The 17,679-nt window shown below is 54.5% G+C and carries 12 protein-coding genes and 1 pseudogene; 8 read left to right on the top strand and 5 right to left on the bottom strand.

Annotation, left to right across the window (positions count from 1 at the left end; all coding sequences use genetic code 11):
* The first annotated feature begins 313 nt into the window (after nucleotides 1-313).
* The 6 genes and pseudogenes from METLU_RS0110425 to METLU_RS25090 all read left to right on the top strand — a co-directional run bounded on the left by METLU_RS0110425 (nucleotide 314) and on the right by METLU_RS25090 (nucleotide 4,355).
* A complete protein-coding gene (locus tag METLU_RS0110425; protein ID WP_036243027.1) occupies nucleotides 314-802 on the top strand; it encodes a GNAT family N-acetyltransferase in 489 nt (162 codons plus the stop codon).
* 82 nt (nucleotides 803-884) lie between these two features.
* Nucleotides 885-1,298 carry a GFA family protein gene (locus METLU_RS0110420; protein ID WP_027158159.1) on the top strand — a complete coding sequence of 138 codons (414 nt, stop codon included), beginning with the start codon at nucleotides 885-887 and terminating at the stop codon, nucleotides 1,296-1,298.
* A gap of 212 nt (nucleotides 1,299-1,510) precedes the next feature.
* A pseudogene (gene tnpA, locus METLU_RS25105) lies at nucleotides 1,511-1,942 on the top strand (IS200/IS605 family transposase).
* 326 nt (nucleotides 1,943-2,268) lie between these two features.
* Nucleotides 2,269-2,826 carry a reverse transcriptase domain-containing protein gene (locus METLU_RS28370; RefSeq protein WP_051299872.1) on the top strand — a complete coding sequence of 186 codons (558 nt, stop codon included), beginning with the start codon at nucleotides 2,269-2,271 and terminating at the stop codon, nucleotides 2,824-2,826.
* Nucleotides 2,827-3,131: 305 nt separating this feature from the next.
* A complete protein-coding gene (locus METLU_RS25095) occupies nucleotides 3,132-3,668 on the top strand; it encodes a DUF4142 domain-containing protein (protein WP_051299871.1) in 537 nt (178 codons plus the stop codon).
* A 15-nt stretch (nucleotides 3,669-3,683) separates the two neighbouring features.
* The gene (locus METLU_RS25090) at nucleotides 3,684-4,355 is read left to right on the top strand and encodes a Crp/Fnr family transcriptional regulator (protein ID WP_051299870.1); all 672 of its coding nucleotides are present in this window, start codon (nucleotides 3,684-3,686) and stop codon (nucleotides 4,353-4,355) included.
* A 372-nt stretch (nucleotides 4,356-4,727) separates the two neighbouring features.
* Here the strand turns inward: METLU_RS25090 and pntB are convergent, their stop codons facing one another.
* The 3 genes from pntB to METLU_RS0110385 form a co-directional block, all read right to left on the bottom strand.
* The gene (gene pntB / locus METLU_RS0110395; RefSeq protein WP_027158158.1) at nucleotides 4,728-6,122 is read right to left on the bottom strand and encodes a Re/Si-specific NAD(P)(+) transhydrogenase subunit beta; all 1,395 of its coding nucleotides are present in this window, start codon (nucleotides 6,120-6,122) and stop codon (nucleotides 4,728-4,730) included.
* A gap of 10 nt (nucleotides 6,123-6,132) precedes the next feature.
* A complete protein-coding gene (locus METLU_RS0110390; protein ID WP_027158157.1) occupies nucleotides 6,133-7,698 on the bottom strand; it encodes a Re/Si-specific NAD(P)(+) transhydrogenase subunit alpha in 1,566 nt (521 codons plus the stop codon).
* Nucleotides 7,699-7,902: 204 nt separating this feature from the next.
* Nucleotides 7,903-10,155, bottom strand: coding sequence for a copper-transporting P-type ATPase (locus METLU_RS0110385; RefSeq protein ID WP_027158156.1), 2,253 nt, complete (start codon nucleotides 10,153-10,155; stop codon nucleotides 7,903-7,905).
* A gap of 318 nt (nucleotides 10,156-10,473) precedes the next feature.
* On the opposite strand from METLU_RS0110385, the gene METLU_RS0110380 reads away from it, so the two are divergent.
* Nucleotides 10,474-11,973, top strand: a complete 1,500-nt coding sequence (locus tag METLU_RS0110380) for an IS1182 family transposase (RefSeq protein ID WP_036243024.1) — start codon at nucleotides 10,474-10,476, stop codon at nucleotides 11,971-11,973.
* Between the two features lie 169 nt (nucleotides 11,974-12,142).
* On the opposite strand, the gene METLU_RS0110375 is transcribed toward METLU_RS0110380, so the two are convergent.
* The gene (locus METLU_RS0110375) at nucleotides 12,143-13,168 is read right to left on the bottom strand and encodes a zinc-dependent alcohol dehydrogenase family protein (RefSeq protein ID WP_027158154.1); all 1,026 of its coding nucleotides are present in this window, start codon (nucleotides 13,166-13,168) and stop codon (nucleotides 12,143-12,145) included.
* 145 nt (nucleotides 13,169-13,313) lie between these two features.
* Between METLU_RS0110375 and METLU_RS0110370 the strand changes: the two genes are divergently transcribed.
* Nucleotides 13,314-14,600, top strand: a complete 1,287-nt coding sequence (locus METLU_RS0110370) for a hemolysin family protein (RefSeq protein WP_027158153.1) — start codon at nucleotides 13,314-13,316, stop codon at nucleotides 14,598-14,600.
* A 76-nt stretch (nucleotides 14,601-14,676) separates the two neighbouring features.
* Here METLU_RS0110370 and METLU_RS25085 read toward each other — a convergent pair whose 3' ends face one another.
* Nucleotides 14,677-17,508, bottom strand: a complete 2,832-nt coding sequence (locus METLU_RS25085; protein WP_081679076.1) for a transporter substrate-binding domain-containing protein — start codon at nucleotides 17,506-17,508, stop codon at nucleotides 14,677-14,679.
* Between the last annotated feature and the right edge of the window lie 171 nt (nucleotides 17,509-17,679).

Below are 17,679 nucleotides of genomic sequence, written 5' to 3'. Positions count from 1 at the left end.
TAATCGGGCGATGGGGCTTTTTCTCCGCGTTAGCGGCTTCGTCCAACTCCACGTTAGGCAATTGGGCAAATACTCTATGACTCTTGAACCAGTCGTTGTTATCTCAGCAATTGCAGCTTGTATCTCAGCGTTGTCCGCACTGATCGCGACATGGAACTACCATCGTGAGCGACTAAACCAGTTTACAATCTGTTTGAATCTGCGTGTTCAAAAATTAATGAACTCAAACAACAATTGGCATAACGCGTCGCTCAAAGGGATGCTCCGCTTCGCTGCGCACCCCTTAGCTTGGCGTTAGCCGTCGAAAGCATCCATGTTCGTAGTCCGCGACTTTCTGCCAAGCGATTCAGCGCAAGTCAATGCTCTGGCTCTGCGGGCCTTTGAGCAATTCAAGAGCTCGTATCAGAACTGGCCGGGATTTCGAGCAAAAATCGGAAACATGTCCGCGCTAGCCGATGTTGGCGAAATTATTGTTGCTGAAGTCGAAGGTCAAATAATGGGCGCTGTCGCGTATGTCGGCCCGGGCATGCCCAAAGCGGAGTTCTTTCGGCCAGAGTGGCCGATCATGCGAATGCTTGTCGTTGCGCCCGATTTTCGAGGGCGTGGTATCGGCCGCGCATTGGCGCAAGAATGTCTTCGTCGTGCCAAGCGCGACGGCGCGTCAGTCTTCGCTCTGCACACGAGCGAACTCATGCATGTTGCCTTGTCCATGTACCAACGCATGGGGTTCAAGTGGGTATCCGGCACACCAGCAATCCACGGAGTTGAATATGGCGTCTATGTCAAAGAACTCGACGGCTAACCCGATGGTGCAGGGGACGTTGCGCGATAAAGCGTCGCGCAGCGTCCTTGACCTTGATCGTTATGTGCATTAGGAATCGACGATGAATCAAATTGTAGTAACGGGTAGTTGTCTCTGTGAGAAGGTTAGATATTCCATCACTTCAGAATTCCAGCAGTTTTACTTTTGCCATTGTAAACAGTGCAGGAAGGTTACAGGATCTGCCTTCGCGGCAAACATTCAGGCGAAGCCGGCAGAGATAACATGGATTTCTGGCGCTCAATATGTCAAACGTTTTGACTATCTCGGTGAACGCCTCTTCACTAAAGTATTTTGCGTTGAATGCGGCTCTGGGTTGCCGTTTCTAAACAAAAGCGGTACGAAGCTTTTTATTCCTGCCGGTTCTCTCGATTCCAAGCCGTGTATCCTCCCTGGACACAATATCTTCTGGGACGATAGGTCTTCATGGTATGAAGCGGGCCTTTCTGCTCCAAGATACGAAGGCTTTGCAGAATAATGCGCATAACATTTCGCTAAAGCGGGACGGTCGCTATCGCGCCCGCCCTTTAGATCCACGTTAGAGCATAAGAGATTCCCGTGACTAATCGTCGATTTCAAAACCTAGATAGGAAAACTCAGGCTAACCTGATTAATTTTCCATCATAAGGTTTAAACCACCGGCTTTAGCCGGTCAGCTTTAGCGGCGATAATTCGGCCAAGGAGGTGGCAATGGACTATAGATACGGCAGTCATACGGTTTACCCAATTGAATACCATTTTGTTTGGGTAACCCAATATCGTTACCAGGTGCTGAGTGGTGAAATAGCTGAACGAGTAAGAGATTTGGTGAGGCAGACGTGCGAAGCGTTTGAGATACGGATTATAAAAGGCGTGGTCAGTAAAGATCATATCCCTATTTTGGTGAGTGCATCGCCGAATATGGCGCCAAGCGAAATCATGAGGAGAATCAAGGGACGGACTTCGAGCTGTCTGTTTGAGGAGTTTCCTCACTTGAAAAAGCGGTATTGGGGAAAACATTTTTAGGCGCGCGGCTATTTTTGCGCCACCGTTGGCCAGATGACGGATGACATGATCAAACAATATTTGGAGCATCACTTAGAGCCTAATCCAAATGATAATTTTAAAATGGAGCCGGATTAAGACGCATCGTTTAGTCGACGCGTATCCGGACTTTCAGTCCGTTATGCGAACCCACCCGCTTGGGCGGGTGGTTATTAAGTGTTTTCCTGGCTTAGCCACTATCGCCTCTAATGAAAGTACGGACGGCTACCAACAAGTAGCTATAGCTGTTTACGATCATTGGCTGTCTGAAGAAGAGGCGTATAAAGAGTTAAACGATGTTCCAATCGAAAAACAGAAAATAAATGATGCCAAGTTGCACTCCTTTGTTTGCAGACTTACATCAAGTTTTGAGTCATACCTTGTTAAACGGGTCGGAAACAGGAGACGCCCTTCCGCTATACACAATGGGAGTTCCGCAAGGTGGTCCACTGTCGCCGCTATTATCCAACATCGTATTGAATGAACTGGATTGGGAACTGCACAAGCGCGGCCACCGCTTTGCTCGCTATGCTGACGACTGCAATATCGTCGTTAAAAGCAAACGTGCGGGGGAATGGGTGATGGCAAGCGTAACACACTGGCTGAGTGACAGGCTGAAGCTCACAGTCAATCCGCTCAAAAGCACGGTGGATCGTCCCGATAACCGAAAGTTTTTGGGCTTCACCGTCAGTCGCAACGGGAGTAAACTGAAAGCAGCCGACAAAGCCTTAATAAAACTTAAAGACCGTATTCGCGAACTGACCCGTCGTACGAGAGGCCGCCGTTTGGAACAGATTATCGCAGAATTAAGAAAAGCCCTGCTTGGATGGAAAGCTGACTTTGATATCATCGAAATAATGAGCCCGTTGCGCGACATCGACAAATGGATACGACGGAAGCTACGCTGTTATATCTGGAAACAATGGGGAAAATCGGGCTATCGGGAACTACGCAAACGCGGTGTATCCGTGCGAGAAGCGTGAAACACCAGCAAAAGCGCACACGGCCCGTGGCGATTGTCGAAGACCCCGGCGTTATCGCTGGCGTTGCCAGCGAAGGTATTTGCACAAATGGAGCTGACCGCCTTGGCGGGGCGGCAGATAGGAATCATCAAACCGTACGTGATTCGTATGCCCGGTGGTGTGGGAGGGAGGAGCCGCGAGGCTTCTTCCTATCCCGATTAGGCAGGAGGCTTTACTCTGTAACATTTGCTACAGATAAAAGGTTTGATTCTCTCTATTATTTTGACTGCTACATGTTCGTAGCGTACATAAATAGGAGTTAATCTATGAAACTTAATCATTCACTAATTGTGGCGGGTTTCGCTGCCTTGATCGTATTTTCGAGTAGCAACGCGGTCGCAAGTGGAAAACTAGACGATGCCACGATTCTTGCTATCTTCGATCAAGCCAACGCTGTAGATATATCCACGGGGTGGCTTGGTGTGAAGTACGGACACTCAAAAGAAATTCGTGATCTTGGTAAAATGGTGGCGACAGATCATATAGCTGTACAACAAATGGGACGAGATCTTGCCAAGAAGCTGAATATTGTTCCCATTCCACCTGACAACGACGCGAGTGCATCAGATCATGCAAAGACAGTTGCATTACTACAATCAAAATCGGGTTCTGAGTTTGATGAAGCGTACTTGCAACATGAAATTGCTTTTCACCAATCTGTCATTGATGCTGTTAAGGGAACGCTGCTACCAGCAATTAGCAATGCCGAATTCAGCGCTCTTGTTAAAAAGGTTTTGCCTGGGTTCGAGCAACACCTTACCGAGACCAAGGCCGTGGCTAAAAAGCTGGGCGTAACCTATTAAGCAAAGGGGATATTTTTGGAAAATACGAAGTCCACTGCTGAGCTTGAAAACTTTAAGCCATTTGATAACTTATCGAATATCAGCAAGTCATTGTTAGGCCGTGGACTTCATTACGTCAATTACTCCAAGAAGACTACGGTGCTTATAAAAAGTCAGCGGGTATCAGGCGCCTATGTTGTAGTGGGAGGGCAACTCAGGGTTTTTACGCTAACACCCAGCGGAAAAGAAGCAACGCTATATTTAATCAATCCCGGTGAAACTTGCGTTCTCGCACTGAATTGCATCTTTAATGAACTGTTGTACCCTGCGTGGGTTGAGGCAAAGCCCAACACTAGCGTTGCAGTTATCCCTGGCCCGCTATATCGAATATTGTTTGAATCTGAGCCAGCAGTGCGTAACATGACCGTCCAGGCATTTTCCACCATCGTTTTTCGTTTGATGGCAGAACTCGAGGAAGTGCATTCATACAATTTAGAGAAACGCCTCGCAAGTTTTTTGCTACTTCGCAGTTCTGCAGATGCCAAGATTCAAATGACGCAACAGGAAATAGCTTCGCACCTTGGTACTACACGCGAGGTAATCGCTCGAGTCTTGGGACAGATGGTATCGAAAAAGTACATTAAGACCAGTCGTAACCAAATAGTGATTAATGACCCTTCTAGGCTAGCGGAACTAATTAATCAATAGGTAAGGGCATAATTACTGGATTATTCCCTGATGCCTTGGCTTTGGGTATATTTATTCAAATTCTATTGTAGACTCGCTGAGTTTTTGTAGGCCGATGGGAAGTTTGGCCGTGCTGTGCCGTCGTATGCGTTTGCGAAGTATAATCCGTCGCATGAACCGACAAAACCAGGCAATTGAACATCGCGGATGCTCGGCGAATCCGCGCCCGATAAAATCAAGAAAACCTGTCCTGTATAACCCAGCGGTCGCAGAGCTGGTCGAAAGCATTCCCCGCACTTGCGGACGGGGAATACTGAAGAACAAACTAAAGGCCGGAAATGTGAGGAATAAGACCCAAGAAATGCCGCTTTCACCTTGAGCCTTATACGTTGATCAACCCTGCAATGCCTTCAACACCGCCTGCATCGTGTCGTTGGCATCGCCGAACAGCATACGCGTGTTTTCCAGTACGAATAACGGATTACCGACGCCGGCGTAACCCGATGCCATGCTGCGCTTAAGCGCAACCGTGGTGCCGCCTTTCCAGCATTCCAGCACCGGCATGCCGGCGATCGGACTATTCGGATCATCGAGCGCCGACGGGTTCACGATATCGTTGGCGCCGATCACGATCGTGACATCGACGTTGGGGAAATCCTCGTTGATTTCATCCATTTCATAAACGATGTCGTAAGGCACTTTGGCCTCCGCCAGCAATACGTTCATGTGCCCGGGCATGCGCCCTGCCACCGGATGGATGCCGAAGCGGACTTTCTTGCCTTTTTCCCGGAGCAGCTTGGTGATGTCATTGACCGTATGCTGGGCCTGCGCCACGGCCATGCCGTAACCGGGGATGATCATGATGTTTTTGGCCGCCAGCAACAATTGCGCGGTTTCTTCTGCATCGATAGGGTAGACATCGCCTTCAACGGCGGCCGCCTCGCCCGTGCCCGTGCCGAAACCGCCGGCGATGACGCTGAGAAAATTGCGGTTCATGGCTCGGCACATGATGTAGCTGAGGATGGCGCCGCTGCTGCCGACCAAGGCGCCGGTGACGATCAGCAGATCATTGCTGAGCATGAATCCCGTAGCCGCGGCGGCCCAACCGGAATAGCTGTTCAGCATCGACACGACGACAGGCATGTCAGCCCCGCCAATGGCCATGACCATGTGTACGCCGAAAATCAGCGCGATGAAAGTCATGATGAGTAACGGGTATAGGCCTCCACCGCTTTCGGTCTGTTCAAGAAACACCTGGCCCAAACCGATGACGAAAATCAACAGGCCCAGATTCAACCAGTGCCGTAACGGTATCAGGAGCGGCTTGCCGTTGATTTTGCCGCTGAGCTTGCCGAAGGCGATCACCGAGCCGGAGAACGTGACGGCGCCGATTAGAATGCCGATGTAAATTTCCAATTCATGGATCGTTTTCTCGGCACCCGAGAGAGCGGCGCCGGGATCCATGAAGTTGGCGTAGCCGACCAGAACCGCAGCCATACCCACCAGACTGTGCATGATGGCGACCAGTTCGGGCATTTGCGTCATTTCAACCTTTAAGGCCGCCATGGCGCCGATTGAGCCGCCAATCAGCAAGGCCAGGATTAAAACAACATAGGCATTAACCGCGCCGTTTAAAGTTAAAGTAGTGGCAATGATGGCGATGGCCATGCCGATCATGCCGTAATAATTGCCGCGCCGGGCGGTTTCCTGGTGGCTTAAGCCGCTCAGGCTCAAAATGAACAGAATCGTGGCGGCCAGATAAGACATCGTAATTAAGCTTTGAGACATCTTCTTCCCCTTATTTTCTGAACATTTCAAGCATGCGGCGCGTGACTAAAAAGCCGCCGGCAATATTGATGGATGCGATGAGTATGGCCAGGCCGGCCAGGATCATGGCGAGATTTCCCGGCGCCGAAATCTGCACCAGCGCGCCGATCACGATGATGCCGCTGATGGCATTGGTTACGCTCATCAGCGGCGTATGCAGCGCCGGCGTCACATTCCAGATTACCTGATAGCCGATGAAACAGGCCAGTACGAAGACGGTAAAGTGCGACATGAAAGAAGCCGGCGCGACAGAGCCGATACCAAACAGGGCGAGCCCGCCGATAACTAATGGTATAAAGGGCCTGATGGCATCAGGGATGGCTGGTTTCTTTTGTTGTGCCAGGACGGCTGGATAGGCGGGTGCGTCTGTTTGCGGAGGAGGAGTGAGCGATATTTTTGGCGGCGGTGGCGGCCAGGTTATCTTGCCTTCCTTGATGACCGTCGCGCCGCATATCACTTCATCGTCCATGTTGACGTTGAGTATGCCGTTTTTTTCGGGGCAGAGTTCAGTCAGGAAATGCCTGAGGTTGGTGGCATATAGCTGGCTGGACTGGTTGGCCAGACGGCTGGGCAGATTGGTATAGCCGATAATCGTGACGTCGTGCCTGACGACGACTTTATCTTTCTCGGTCAGAGCGCAATTGCCGCCTTGCTCGGCCGCCAGATCGACGATGACGCTGCCCGGCTTCATGGACTTGACCATGCCTTGGGTAATCAGTTCGGGCGCGGGTTTACCCGGAATCAGGGCCGTTGTGATGATGATGTCGACTTCCATGGCCTGGCGCGCGAATAGCGCCATCTCGGCTTCAATGAATTCCTTGGACATGGTTTTGGCATAGCCGCCGGTTCCGGCGCCTTCTTCCTTGAAATCCAGCATCAGGAACTCGGCGTCCATGCTTTCAATTTGCTCCTTGACTTCAGGCCGCGTGTCGAAAGCCCTGACAATCGCGCCCATGCTCTTGGCCGCGCCAATGGCGGCGAGTCCCGCGACACCGGCGCCGATGACCAGCACCTTGGCGGGGGGAATTTTGCCGGCGGCGGTAATCTGGCCGGTAAAGAATCGGCCGAAATGCTGCGCCGCCTCAATGACGGCCCTGTAGCCGGCGATATTGGCCATGGAACTGAGCGCATCGAGTTTTTGCGCCCTGGATATGCGCGGCACGCTGTCCATGGCCAGCACGGTCGCGCCTTTGGCGGCCAGTTTTTGCATCAGGTCTTCATTTTGCGCAGGCCAGATAAAGCTGATCAAATGACCGCCTTCGGGCAGGAGTTCAACCTCATCCATGGCCAGTTCAGGATGGCGTTCGGGCGGCCTGACTTTCATGATGATGTCGGCTTCATCCCATAGCGTCTTCGCCGATTTGACAATTTTGACTCCGACTTCCTTATAAGCCTCATCAGAAATATCGGCACCGGCGCCGGCGCCGCTTTCCAGGCAGATTTCGAAGCCCATTTTAATGATTTTTTCAGCGGCTTCAGGCGTTGTAGCTACACGTTTTTCACCCTCGTGGATCTCTTTGGGTATACCGATCTTCATACAGTTCCCTTTATAGTTTGAGTTATTTAGGATTAATTGAATAGCAAGATTTTTTATAACAAATGAAAACCTTACCGCTGAGCATAGGAGATTGAGGCAGGTTTTTCAATAAAAAATACGGCACTTATCATTGACAGTTAATTTTCGGAATTACGCGCATGGCTATCTTATGCCTTGCGCTTGCAGAAAGTGGAATGGTGTTTTTTACAATTTCACGCCACGCAATCTGAGGGCGTTGCCGATCACGGATACTGAGCTGAAGCTCATGGCGGCTGCGGCAATCATCGGGCTGAGCAGCAGCCCGAAGAACGGAAACAGGACGCCGGCGGCAATCGGAATGCCGGCAAAATTATAAATAAAAGCAAAGAACAGATTCTGTTTGATATTGGCCATCGTATGCTGGCTTAGCCGCCAGGCGCGGGCTATGCCGCGCAGATCGCCTTTCACGAGCGTGACGCCGGCGCTTTCCATGGCAACATCCGTGCCCGTGCCCATCGCGATGCCGACATGCGCCTGAGCCAGTGCCGGCGCATCGTTGATGCCGTCGCCGGCCATGGCCACAATGCGGCCTTCGTCTTGCAGGCGTTTGACTATGTCGGCCTTCTGGTCGGGCAGGATTTCGGCCATGACCTCGTCGATGCCGAGCTTACTTGCGACGGCCTGGGCCGTGGTCCGGCTGTCGCCCGTAAGCATCATGATGCGGATGCGCTCGTTGTGCAGGGTCCGGATGGCGTCGGGCGTGCTGTCCTTGATCGGATCGGCCACGCCGACGAGTCCCGCCGGCTTGCCGTCGACCGAAATAAACATGACGGTCTGGCCATCGCCGCGCAGTTCCTCGGCGCGGGCTGCGAGTGGACCCGGATCGACGCCCAGGCTGTCCATCAGGGCGCGGTTGCCGAGTGCGACGTCCCGGCCATTAACACGACCCTTGACGCCCTGGCCGGTAACGGACTCGAAATCTTCGGCGCGGTCCGGCTCGACGCCTCGCTGTTCAGCGCCTTTTACTATGGCTTCCGCCAGCGGATGCTCGCTGCCGCGTTCAATGCTCGCAGCGAAGCGCAGGAGATCATTTTCCCCAATGCCATCGGCAGTCGTGATACTGACGAGTTTCGGCTTTCCCTCGGTCAGCGTCCCGGTCTTGTCCACGACCAGCATGTCGATCTTGCGCATCAACTCGATGGCTTCGGCATTCCTGAACAGTATGCCGGCGCTGGCGCCCTTGCCCGTCGCCACCATGATGGACATGGGTGTCGCCAGGCCGAGGGCGCACGGGCAGGCAATGATCAGCACGGCGATGGCGTTGATGAGCGCGTAAGCCATGCGCGGTTCGGGCCCGGCCAGGGACCAGACGATAAAGGTGATAACCGCGATTACAATCACGATGGGAACGAAATAACCGGCAATGACGTCGGCCAGCTTCTGAATCGGCGCGCGGGTGCGCTGCGCCTCGGCCACCATCGCCACGATGCGCGACAGCAATGTTTCGGCGCCGACTTTTTCGGCGCGCATGACCAGACCGCCGGTGCTGTTGATGGTCGAGCCTATGACGCGGTCGCCTTCGTGCTTCTCGGCCGGGATCGGCTCACCGGTGACCATCGATTCATCCACCGAACTGGCGCCTTCCAGCACGACGCCATCCACCGGTATTTTTTCGCCCGGCCGCACACGCAGCCGGTCACCGACCTGCACCGCATCCAACGGCACATCTGACTCGGTACCGTCGTCGGCCAGGCGTCGCGCCGTTTTTGCCTGCATGCCGAGCAATTGCTTGACGGCCTGGCTGGTCCGGCTACGGGCGCGCAGCTCGATGACCTGGCCGAGCAGGATAAGCGTTACGATCACGGCGGCGGCCTCGAAGTAGACGCCAACCTCGCCATGCTCGCGGAACGAGGCGGGAAAAATGTCCGGGAATAAGGCGGCGATCAGGCTGTAGACATAGGCCACGCTCACACCAAGCCCAATCAGTGTAAACATGTTGAGGCTGCGGTTTTTCACCGATTGTACGGCGCGGACGTAAAAAGGCCACGCCGACCACAGGCAGACAGGCGTTGCGAGCGCGAGCTCGATGAGCGTGCGGGTCCGCATCGAGAACAGCTGTGAGACGGGCCGGCCGGGCAGCATGTCGCCCATGGCGACAATGACCAGCGGTACGGTCAACGCGGCGGCAAACCAGAACCGGCGGCTCATGTCCGTCAGCTCGGGGTTCTGCTCGGCTTGCTCGGCCTCGACTGTCCTGGGCTCAAGCGCCATGCCGCAGATCGGGCAGTTTCCCGGCTCGTCGCGGACGATCTCGGGGTGCATCGGGCAGGTCCATTCGGTGCGGGACGAGGGGTGAGGACTCTCGACAGGTTCAAGCGCCATGCCGCACTTCGGGCAATTCCCCGGCTGCACCGACTGTACTTCGGGATGCATGGGGCAGGTGTAAGAGGTTGTCGTGCTGCTGTCGATTCTGGTCATGGGCATGTCCTTGTCGCAAGCTATCAAGCTCTGTAGAAAATGGTATGCATCGTATACCATTTTCAAAGTTTGCCGACTCACTGTGATTCTGAAAAGGTACGCATTGCGTGCCCTACTGTTGCTAAGGAATCCGAATTCAATATATAAAAGACATTAGTATCATCTGTAAGTTTTAAATCTGCTTTTGAGTTCGAAATGGTTAGCACCGCTGTGATTCTGAAAAGGTACGCGATGCGTACGAGACTGTGAAAGAATCCAACCGTTCCGTCCAGGCCGCAAAGTATAATACGTCATTATCCCTTTGATAAAAAAGAAACGATGATACGCCGCTACAAAACCGGCCAATGCCGCCACCGGATGATGCTCCTGCCGCCGAGCCTTGACGAATACGTGTCCGAAGGCAACCCGGTCCGGGCCATCGACGCCTACGTCGAGACGTTGGACTTGCAGACCCTCGGCTTTCAAAACACCGGTCCCGGGGGGCAGGTGGGGCAACCGCCCTTCCCGCCGGACGCACTGCTGAAGCTGTACCTTTACGGCTACCTCAACCGCCTCCATTCCAGCCGGCGTCTGGAATGCGAGACAGTACGCAACCTGGAAGTGATGTGGCTAATCGAGGGTTTGCACCCGTGCTACAAAACCATCGCCAACTTCCGCAAGGACAACGGCGCAGCGCTGAAGGCGAGCAACAAGGACTTCATGCTGCTGTGCAAGCAACTCGGTCTGTACGGCGGTGAACAGGTCGGCGTCGACGGCAGCTTTTTCAAGGGCGACACCGCTACGGCCCACAGTTACACGGCCAAAAAGCTGGATGACCAATTGGCCGCACTGGAGAAGAAAATCAAGGACTACCAGCGTGCGCTGGCCGAACAGGACGCGGCGGATGACCGGGCGGGACTTGGGAGTCTGGTGGAAGACGGGGCGCTCGGCGAGAAGATCGCCCGGCTTAAGGCGAAGCAAGCTGAAAAACAGGCCTTGCGGGAGCGCCTGGAGCAATCGGCGGACCGCCAAATTTCGACGGTCGACCCGGATGCCCGCCTGTTGAGCAAACACGGCAAAGTCACCGCCGGTTACAACGTGCAGATCGCCGTGGACGCCAAACACAAGCTGATAGTCGCTAGCGAGGTCACCCAGGACGGCAACGACACGGGGCAACTCGTGCCGATGCTGGAAAAAGCGCAAGCAGTGCTGCACTCCGAATACCTGACGGGTCTGGCCGACGTAGGCTATTTCAGCGGCGAACAGGCCCGGCAGGCGGAAGAAAAGGACTTTGAAATCTATGTGCCGGTCCCGAATAAGGGAAAAGCCGCGGCCAAGGCCGGGCGCTTCGCCCGCGATCAATTCCACTACGAGGCGGAAGTGGACCGCTACCGCTGCCCGCAAGGCGACGTGTTAGCCCCTTGCGGCGGCTTGCAGGAACGGGAGGGCAAGCGCATCCAGGCATACAAAAGCCAGGTGTCCGCTTGCAAGGCGTGCCCGCTGCGCAGCCAATGCCTGAGCCCCAAAAGCCGCTATAAAAAGATCGAACGCTGGGAACACGAAGGCGTGGTCGAACGGCACCTGCAGCGTATGAAAAACGCGGGAACGGCAATGAAGACCCGCAGCCAACTGGTCGAACACCCGTTCGGCCCCCTCAAGCATCGTGCCGGGATACACCACTTTTGGGTGCGCGGCCTGGAAAAATGCCGGGGCGAATTCGGCCTGATGGTTTTGTGCTACAACCTCACGCGGGTGTTAAACATGCTTGGCGTCGATCAGTTCAGGGATTATTGCGCCCAACGGACGGAGAACGGGGCCAATAACGCCGCTTTGGCCTAGAAAATGAGCGGAAAGGGACTTCTGGTTGGAAAAAATGGCCCGGTCAGACGGAAAATTCCCGCAAATCCCCAAAAATTGGCGGTCGGAAAACGGTGAATCGCTTGGGTGGGGAAATACTTTCACAGTCTCGTGCCCTACTGTTGCAGATCCAGGTTGTTCATGCAGGTCATCAATCAATTCTCAGCACTTTGGCGCCGCGGATTCTGCCTGTTTTCAGTTCGATCAATGCCTCGTTTGCCCGTTCCAGGGCAAACACCTGAATTTCGGGATTCAAATCCATTTCAGCGGCCAGGCTCAGGAATTCCTGTACATCGGCTCGGGTAATATTGGCGACGCTCTTGATTTCCTTTTCCTGCCAGAGATGCAGCGGATAATCCAGTTGCAGCAAGCTCTGCTTGTCGCCTTCCTTGCGGATCGCGTTGATCACCAGCCGGCCGCCCGGTTCCAGATTCGCCAATGCCTCAACGATCGGCTGCCAGGCCGGCGTCGTGTCAATGATGCTGTCCAGTTTGCAGGGAGCTCTCTCGGCAGTTTCGCCGGCCCAGACGGCGCCCAGTTCCAGGGCGAACGTCCGTTCTTCGGCGCTTCTGGCAAACACGAACACCTCGCTGTTCGGATAGCGGTATTTGGCCATCTTCAGGACCAGATGGCCTGATGCGCCAAATCCCGTCAGGCCTAAACGCTGCCCGTCCTTAAGCCCTGTCAGCCGTAGCGACCGGTAGCCGATGGCGCCGGCGCACAGCAAAGGCGCGGCCTGAAGATCGGAAAAAGCGTCAGGAATCAGGTAGGCGAAGTCCTCGTTGACAGTCATGTATTGCGCATACCCGCCGTTGACATCGCGGCCGGTGGCCTCGAAGACCGGGCACAGATTTTCATAGCCGGCCAGGCAGAACTTGCATGTCCCGCAGGCGGAAAAGATCCAGGCGATACCGACCCGGTCGCCTTTCTTGATACGCTGTACCTTGCCGCCGACCGCGTCAACGCGGCCCACGACCTGATGCCCCGGGATAACCGGCAAATGCGGTGGCGGTGTTCTGCCTTCGATTTCATCGAGTTCAGTATGGCAAACGCCGCAAGCGGAAACCTTGAGCAGAATTTCCCTGTCGCCGGGAGCGGGAACGGGAAGGTCCACCCACTCAAGCGGCGCCTGATTATCTTTTAAATCGCAAAGCTGCCTTAATAGCATCGCTTTCATGGGCCCACCTTTGAAAGTTCATTAGCTGTCTGATTCGAAAGGTTAGTTGCCTGCCAGTTCCATTACCACGATCAGACGATGTGGTATCATTCTAATTCATTTAACTCCTCGGTCGCACCGGTAACGGTAAGAGGCGGCTCACATAATGGACATCGGTCTTATCCTTATTTTGATTCTTATCAATGGCCTTTTCGCAATGTCGGAAATGGCGATTGTTTCTTCCAGAAAGGCCCGCTTGCAAAAGCTGGCTTCCGAGCGTAAATCAGGCGCTAACGCCGCGCTCAAGCTGCGCGAAGAACCCTCTCATTTTCTGTCTACTATTCAGGTGGGCATCACTTCTGTCGGTATTTTGACCGGCGCGTTGGGGGAAGATGCATTGTCGGCGCCTATCTATGAGCAGCTTGTGAAAATTCCGGCGCTCGCGCCTCACGCCAAAGGCATCGCCCTGACACTGACGGTGGCTTTAATCACTTACTTTTCCGTGGTGATCGGCGAACTCTTTCCCAAACGATTGGCTTTGCTGCATTCGGAAAGCATTGCGGTTGTAATCGCCCGCCCGATGAGCGGCCTGGCCAGAATTGCCAGTCCATTGGTCTGGCTGCTGTCGTCTTCCGGAAACTTGCTGTTGCGCATCATCGGTGCTCACCGTCCCCGCCAGGAGTCGGTCACCAACGAAGAAATCAAGCTGTTGATGGAAATGGGCTCCGAAGCCGGCGTTTTTCATGCCAGCGAAGAAAGGCTGGTTGCCAATGTGCTGAAACTGGATGAACTGCGCGTCGGCGCGATTATGACGCCGCGCCAGGAGATTGTCGCTGTCGATCTGGCGGCTGCGGAGGATGAGATTAAGCGGAAAATTGCAGATTGCCGGCATACGCGCGTAGTGGTTTGCAGGGATGGTCTGGAGAATGTGCTGGGGATTTTGCACCGCGGTGATTTATTGAAGTCGATGATGGAAGGCGTGTTTGATATTGAGAAAACATTGCGCCCAGCGCTGTACGTTCCTGATTCCATAACGCTCACTCATCTTCTGGAGCTTTTCCGGGAAGAGCATGCTGATTTTGCCTTGATCGTTGACGAATACGGTGAAATGGAAGGCCTTGTTGCGCTCAGCGACGTCTTGACGGCCATTGTCGGCGATTTCCCGACAGTCGAGTCCGAACTTGATCCTGATGTGGTTCAACGCGATGATGGCTCGTGGCTCATTGATGGGAGTGTCTCAATTGCAAGGCTGAAGTCAATTCTTGATATAGATACCGATTTTCCCGATGAGATGGCCAATGTCTACAATACCATCGGAGGGTTCATCCTGTTCTATCTCGAAAGAGTCCCTCATGTGGCGGACAATTTTGAATACGGCGACTGGCGTTTTGAGGTGGTGGACATTGACGGAACTCGAATTGATAAGGTTCTGATCACCTCCATAAATCAATAGATCGGTTTCAGTCTCTCTTTAATTAAAACTGAAGAGCCGTAATAACCTTCAAGGATTGAAATTATTACGGCTTGGCTTAGTCCTGTGCCGCGCCGGAAAGTGATGGCTGGGCCAGGGCACACAGTAGCTCGTCAAAGTTGACCGGTTTGGTCAGATAATCGTTGAATCCGGCTGTCCATGCCAGCTCACGGTCCACCTCGCGTCCGTATCCGCTCAGCGCGATCAGATGCGTCATTTTCAACGCGGGATGTTGCCTGAGCGCCCGCGCAACCGCGTAGCCATCCATACCGGGCAGGCCGATATCGAGCAGCACGACCTGCGGCCGTTCAGCCAGTGCGGTTTCCAGGGCCGTATAGCCATCATTGGCCTGCAATACTTCGTGCCCTTCGCTGTTCAGCAACAGGGACAGACTCTGGGCGGCATCGCGGTTATCGTCGACCACCAGAATGCGGAGCGAACCTTCATCCGGCTTCGAATCTGCCGGATAGGAAACAGGAGCGGCCGGTGATTCCCGCAGGCAGGGCAGGCGGATGACAAATTCGCTGCCTTGGCCGCGGCCTTCGCTGTAGGCCCCGACCTCGCCGCCGTGCATCGTCACCAGGCTTTTGACCAGCGCAAGGCCAATGCCCAAACCGCCTTCCGCGCGGTCGATAGTGTGGTCCACTTGATAGAACAGTTGAAACAGACTGGACAGTGCGGAAGACTCAATGCCCCGGCCGTTGTCGCGGACCCGGATGAAGATCTCGTCGTCTGCCGGTTCAACGCTCAGACTGATGTAGCCGCCCTCGTCGGTATATTTGGCGGCATTAGTGAGCAGGTTAGCCACGACTTGCGACAGCCGGACCAGATCGCCTTTGACATAGGCCGGCTCAGGCGGCAGGTGTACGGTGAATGCATGACGGCGAGCCTCGATCAGCGGCTGACTGGTTTCCACCGCCCGCTGCACGATAGCCGACACCGCGAGAGGCTCCTTCTTGAGTTCGATCTTGCCGCGGCTGATGCGCGAGACATCCAGCAGGTCGTCGACCAGCTGGACCAGATGCTCGACCTGGCGACCGATGACATCGCGGCACCAGGCCAGCCGCGTTTCGTCCAGATTGGGCCGTTTCATGATTTGCACGGCGTTGCTGATCGGCGCCAGCGGATTGCGCAGTTCGTGAGCCAGCATGGCCAGAAATTCATCCTTGCGGCGGTCGATCTCCTTCAGTGCTTCCTCGGCCTCTTTGCGTTTGCTGATATCGAGCACATGCGTCACGAATCCGCGCACTTGCCCCTCGGCGTCGAAGTCCGGAGAGTACGTTGCGTGAATCCAGCGTGGGCCGCCCTCGATGTAGGGCGCCTGGAGTTCGAACTCGACCTGCTCTCCGGCCAGAGCCCGTTCGACGTAAGGGCGAAGAGTTTGCCAACTTGTCTCACCGAGAATTTCCCGCATGTGATGCCCACACACCTGTTCAGGGGTAGAGCCAAACCACGATTCGTAATTTTTATTGACGCGACGGTATCGGCATTCTCTATCAACATAAGACATCAGCGTCGGTGCGTTGTCCATGGTTACCCGCAGCAGATCGCGAGTCTGCTCGGCCTCTCGCCGCGCAGCCTCCAGTTCGGCCGTACGCTCGGCCACGCGCTGCTCCAGTGACGCATTGGCTTCGCGTAGCGCCTGCTTGGTCTGTTTCATTTCGGTAATGTCGATGCCTACTTCCAGGATCATCGGCGAGCCATCTGTATCGGTAAAAGGAAAATCATGAATCTCGTAGACATGTTCATCCGGACCGGTCCATCGCCATTCCTGCGGCGCATTGGTCTTCAGCGGCTTGAAGGTTTCGCAGCGCTCGCAAGGCTCGCAGCGGTTAAACAGATATTCATAGCAGAGTTTCCCCTGGGCGTTACCGTAGCGCTGTTCGAAGAATCGGTTGGCGAAGGCTACCTTGTGATCCTGGGTCAGTAGCACCACGTAGACAGGGAGTCCCTGAAGCACATCATGCAGTCGCTGACGTTCGGCTTGCACGGCTGAATAGGCTTGAGCCAGCTCGGCAGTATGCAAAGCCACCTGGCGGCGAAGCTGCCAGGTCCACAGGCCTAGCAAAGTCAATAGGCCAGCGATAATCACAGTGCCCCAAACAACGTGCTTGACCGGAAATGTGAAGGAGGTATCGATATCGAACCACTTTCTGTAGAGCCGGTCGTACTCCCCGTTGGCCTTGACGATGGCCAGGCCCTGATTGAGACGGTCACGCAGTTCAGTGTCGCCTTTGCGTACGGCGAAGCAGAACTCCCGTCGGTATTCCTTGAGCAGTGGACCGGGCGTGACTATTTTTTCCAGGCCGGTTTTATGCAACAGAATGTTGCCTTGCAGCAGCGGCGCCAGCACTGCGTCGTGGTGGCCTGAAGCCAGCAGGCGAAAGCCGTCGGTCAGATTATCTACGAGCACCAGTTGCTGATTGAAGCCGCGGCTGGCAAGGGCGTCGTGAGAGGCGTCCGAGCGCAGGACGATAATGCTCAAAGTCCGGGCCTGCTCAATAAACTCGAGAGGGGCATGTCCCTTGCGGACGAAGAAGGCATCGTAGCCAATCGTGTGCGGTTCAGTGAACTCCACCAGTCCTTCGCGTTCCGGCACGCGCGCCACCAGTGGCAGGGCATCTATCTCGCCCGTCTTGAGCTTTTGCCAGACCGTGCTCCAACGGTCTGACTGGAAGGTGACGGGAATATCCATCACTTCGGCAACCCTGGCGAACAGCTCGACAGTGAAACCAGTCGGCTGCCCCTGATCATCGATATCGGCATAAGGCGGAAAACGGGTTTCCGAGCCGACACGCAGGGACTGCCTCTGTTCGGCGCCAACGAGATCGGGAAGGCTCAGGATGACCAAAGCCAGTATGAGTGCAAACTGTCTGATCTGGAATTTCATATGAGGCAATATGTCCCGTTGAGCTTAAATGCTGAAAAGCTATTAAGGTTGGCTGGAAAATGGAGTAGTGATTGCATTATCTCTATTGTAAGTCCGGGTAATGTTTTCAAAATCGATGTTCCGTGATTGGCTCAAAAGCAACAGCCGTCTGAAAAATATCTAAACTAACAT

The sequence above is a fragment of the Methylobacter luteus IMV-B-3098 genome, from assembly GCF_000427625.1.
In the GTDB taxonomy this organism is placed as follows: Bacteria; Pseudomonadota; Gammaproteobacteria; order Methylococcales; family Methylomonadaceae; genus Methylobacter; species Methylobacter luteus.
This window is presented reverse-complemented; position numbering and strand designations above follow the sequence as displayed.